At 60.2% G+C, this 3,523-nt stretch carries 4 protein-coding genes; all 4 read left to right on the top strand.

Annotation, left to right across the window (positions count from 1 at the left end):
* The coding region (locus tag JWQ61_RS21425) for a DMT family transporter (RefSeq protein ID WP_369684914.1) at positions 1-887 on the top strand (887 nt) is incomplete at its 5' end.
* A 34-nt stretch (positions 888-921) separates the two neighbouring features.
* On the top strand, positions 922-1,536 hold the full coding sequence (locus JWQ61_RS21420) for a TIGR00645 family protein (protein ID WP_304362298.1): 615 nt from the start codon (positions 922-924) through the stop codon (positions 1,534-1,536).
* Positions 1,537-1,620: 84 nt separating this feature from the next.
* Entirely contained in the window at positions 1,621-3,159 is a 1,539-nt protein-coding gene (locus JWQ61_RS21415; RefSeq protein ID WP_304362299.1) for a fumarate hydratase, read from the top strand.
* A 12-nt stretch (positions 3,160-3,171) separates the two neighbouring features.
* Positions 3,172-3,523, top strand: a 352-nt coding sequence (locus JWQ61_RS21410) for a glutamate racemase (protein WP_304362297.1), incomplete at its 3' end; no start/stop codon positions are given.

Genomic DNA, 3,523 nt, shown 5'->3' with positions numbered 1-3,523 from the left:
CAAAATCTTATGCTTACCTGGCACTGGCCATGATGCTGGTAGGCGCCAATATCGGTTTCGGCAAGGCCATCATCGCGGTGATGCCGGTGCTGGTGTTCGGCCTGCTGCGCTTTGTGATTGCCGTGGTAGTGATGGCGCCGCAGTTCTTCAAGGCGGCGCCGCGCCTGGAGCGCCACGAATGGCTGACCCTGTTCGGCCAGGCTTTTTTCGGTACTTTCCTGTTTACCCTGTGCATGCTGTACGGCGTCCAGCACACCACCGCTACCGCCGCGGGCGTGATCACCAGCACCCTGCCGGCGGCGGTGGCGATCCTGTCGCGCCTGATCCTCAAGGAGCGGCTGCAGCCGCGTACGCTGGCTTCCATCCTGCTGGCGATTGCCGGTATTGCCGTGCTCAACCTGAGCAAGGGCGATAGCGGCGACGGCGGCCAGACGCCGCTGATAGGCAACCTGTTCGTGATGGCTGCGGTGCTGTGCGAAGCCACTTATGTAGTGCTGTCCAAGCGACTGACGCAAACCCTGTCGCCGATGCGGATCACTGCCTACAGCCATCTGTTCGGCCTGCTGCTGATGCTGCCGTTCGGGCTGACAGCGGCCTTGTCCTACGATTTCAGCCAGGTCACGCCCGGCATGTGGCTGCTGGTCTTCTGGTATGCGCTGGCGGCCAGCGTGATCGCGTTCTGGCTGTGGCTGACCGGCACCAAGCACGTGCAGGCCAATGTGGCCGGCATCTTCACCGCCCTGATGCCGCTGGCGGCAGCCTTCATCGGCGTGGTGTTCTTGCATGAAAGCCTTAGCTGGGCGCACTTTGTGGCGCTGGCGCTGGTATTGACCGGGATTGCGGTGGCCAGCTGGCCGCAGTCCATGAAAACCGTGCAAGAAGTGTAAAATAGCGACGCTTTCCCCCTTCCCGATAATTCCAATGAGCAACATGCAACCATCTGCGCCAAAAAAAGCCATCGGCGTCCTGCCGAACCTGATTTTCATGAGTCGCTGGCTGCAATTGCCGCTGTACCTGGGCCTGATCCTGGCGCAATGCGTCTATGTCTTCCATTTCTGGGTCGAACTGACCGACCTGATCGGCGCCGTGTTCGGCAATGCCGCCTCGCTCAACCACATCCTCGACGTGGTCACGATCGATGGCGCGGTGCGTCCGACCAAGCTGACCGAAGCCACCATCATGCTGGTGGTGCTGGGGCTGATCGACGTCGTGATGATCTCCAACCTGCTGATCATGGTGATCGTCGGCGGTTATGAAACCTTTGTCTCGCGCATGAACCTGGAAAGCCATCCGGACCAGCCGGAGTGGCTGTCGCACGTGAATGCTTCGGTGCTGAAGGTGAAACTGGCGATGGCGATCATCGGCATTTCGTCCATCCATTTACTGAAGACTTTCATCAACGCCAACGCCTACGATGTAAAAACGCTGCTTGCGCAGACCGGCATCCACATCACTTTCCTGCTGTCGGCGCTGGCTATCGCCTGGTGCGACCGCATCATGACCGCGACCCAGAACCAGGCTAGCCAGGAACATTGATCCGCATCAGCCATTTCCGCACTTTTCCTTACCGAGCATCTTAATAAAGAGATACAGAGATACGCCATGACCACCCTAGCCACCCTGACCACGATCAAACAAGAAGATCTCATCGAGTCGGTAGCCGCTGCGCTCCAGTACATCAGCTATTACCATCCCGTCGACTATATCCAGCATCTGGCACGCGCCTATGAGCAGGAACAGAGTCCCGCGGCGAAAGACGCGATTGCGCAAATCCTGACCAACTCGCGCATGTGCGCCGAAGGCAAGCGGCCGATCTGCCAGGACACCGGCATCGTCAACGTGTTCCTGAAGATCGGCATGGACGTGCGCTTCGAAGGCTTCAAGGGTTCGATCACCGATGCGGTCAACGAAGGCGTGCGCCGCGGTTATCTGAATCCCGACAACATGCTGCGCGCTTCGATCGTGGCCGATCCGCAGTTCGAGCGCAAGAACACCAAGGACAACACGCCGGCCGTGGTGCACATGGAACTGGTGCCCGGCAATACGGTGGACGTGCAGATCGCAGCCAAGGGCGGCGGTTCGGAAAACAAGACCAAGTTCGTGATGCTCAATCCTTCCGATTCGCTGGTCGACTGGGTCATGAAGACCGTGCCGACCATGGGCGCCGGCTGGTGTCCGCCGGGCATGCTCGGCATCGGCATCGGCGGCACCGCGGAACGGGCGATGCTGATGGCGAAGCAAGTGTTGATGGAAGATATCGACATGTACGACCTGCTCAAGCGCGGCCCGCAGAACAAGACGGAAGAACTGCGCATCGAGCTGTTCCAGAAAGTCAATGCGCTCGGCATCGGGGCCCAGGGCCTGGGCGGCCTGACCACCGTACTCGACGTCAAGATCATGATGCACCCTACCCACGCGGCGTCGAAGCCGGTGGCGATGATCCCGAACTGCGCGGCGACCCGCCACGGCCACTTCGTGCTCGACGGTTCGGGTCCGACTTACATGGAACCGCCATCGCTGTCGGAATGGCCGGAAGTGCACTGGGTGCCGGATACCGAGAAATCGAAACGGGTTGACCTCAACACGCTGACCAAGGAAGAAGTCGCTTCCTGGAAACCGGGCCAGACCCTGCTGTTGAACGGCAAGATGCTGACCGGCCGCGACGCCGCACACAAGCGTATCCAGGAAATGCTGGCCAAGGGTGAGAAGCTGCCGGTGGATTTCACCAACCGCGTGATCTATTACGTCGGTCCGGTCGATCCGGTGCGCGATGAAGTGGTTGGTCCGGCGGGCCCGACTACCGCCACCCGCATGGACAAGTTCACCGACATGATGCTGGAACAGACCGGACTGATTTCGATGATCGGCAAATCGGAACGCGGCCCGGTCGCCATCGAGTCGATCAAGCAGCACAAATCGGCCTACCTGATGGCGGTGGGCGGCGCGGCTTACCTGGTGTCGAAGGCGATCAAGTCGGCGCAGGTGCTGGGATTTGCCGACCTCGGCATGGAAGCGATCTACGAGTTCGACGTCAAGGACATGCCGGTGACGGTAGCGGTCGATTCCAACGGCATCTCGGTGCACAACACCGGACCCAAGGAATGGCAGGAAAAGATCGCGCATGCTGCGCTGTCTAAAATCCCTGTCACTGCCATCTGATTCGTTGCACAGATGACTGGCAACACTCAGGAAATGCCGATGGCGCAAAGCGCGCCCATCGGCATTTTTGATTCCGGCATTGGCGGTCTGTCGGTGCTGAGGCATATCCACCAGGACCTGCCGCTGGAAGATCTCTTGTATTTTGCCGATTCCGCCTATGCGCCGTACGGCGACAGATCGGAAGCGGAAATTTCCGCGCGCTCGCTGGCCGTGACCGGATTCCTGCTGCAGCAAGGCGCCAAGGCGCTGGTGGTGGCTTGCAATACCGCCACCACTGCCGCCATCAAGGCGATACGCAGCGCTTATCCTGCGCTGCCGGTGATCGGCATCGAACCGGGGCTCAAGCCGGCTGCTGCGCAAAGCC

This window comes from Collimonas fungivorans (assembly GCF_028292705.1).
In the GTDB taxonomy this organism is placed as follows: domain Bacteria; phylum Pseudomonadota; class Gammaproteobacteria; order Burkholderiales; family Burkholderiaceae_D; genus Collimonas; species Collimonas fungivorans_B.
The sequence above is the reverse complement of the archived record's forward strand: the minus strand, read 5'-3'. Positions and strand labels throughout refer to the sequence as shown.

Excerpts from the sequence above, each read along its gene's own strand:
- JWQ61_RS21420 (WP_304362298.1), top strand. The coding sequence starts at position 922 with ATGAGCAACATGCAACCATCTGCGCCAAAAAAAGCCATCGGCGTCCTG.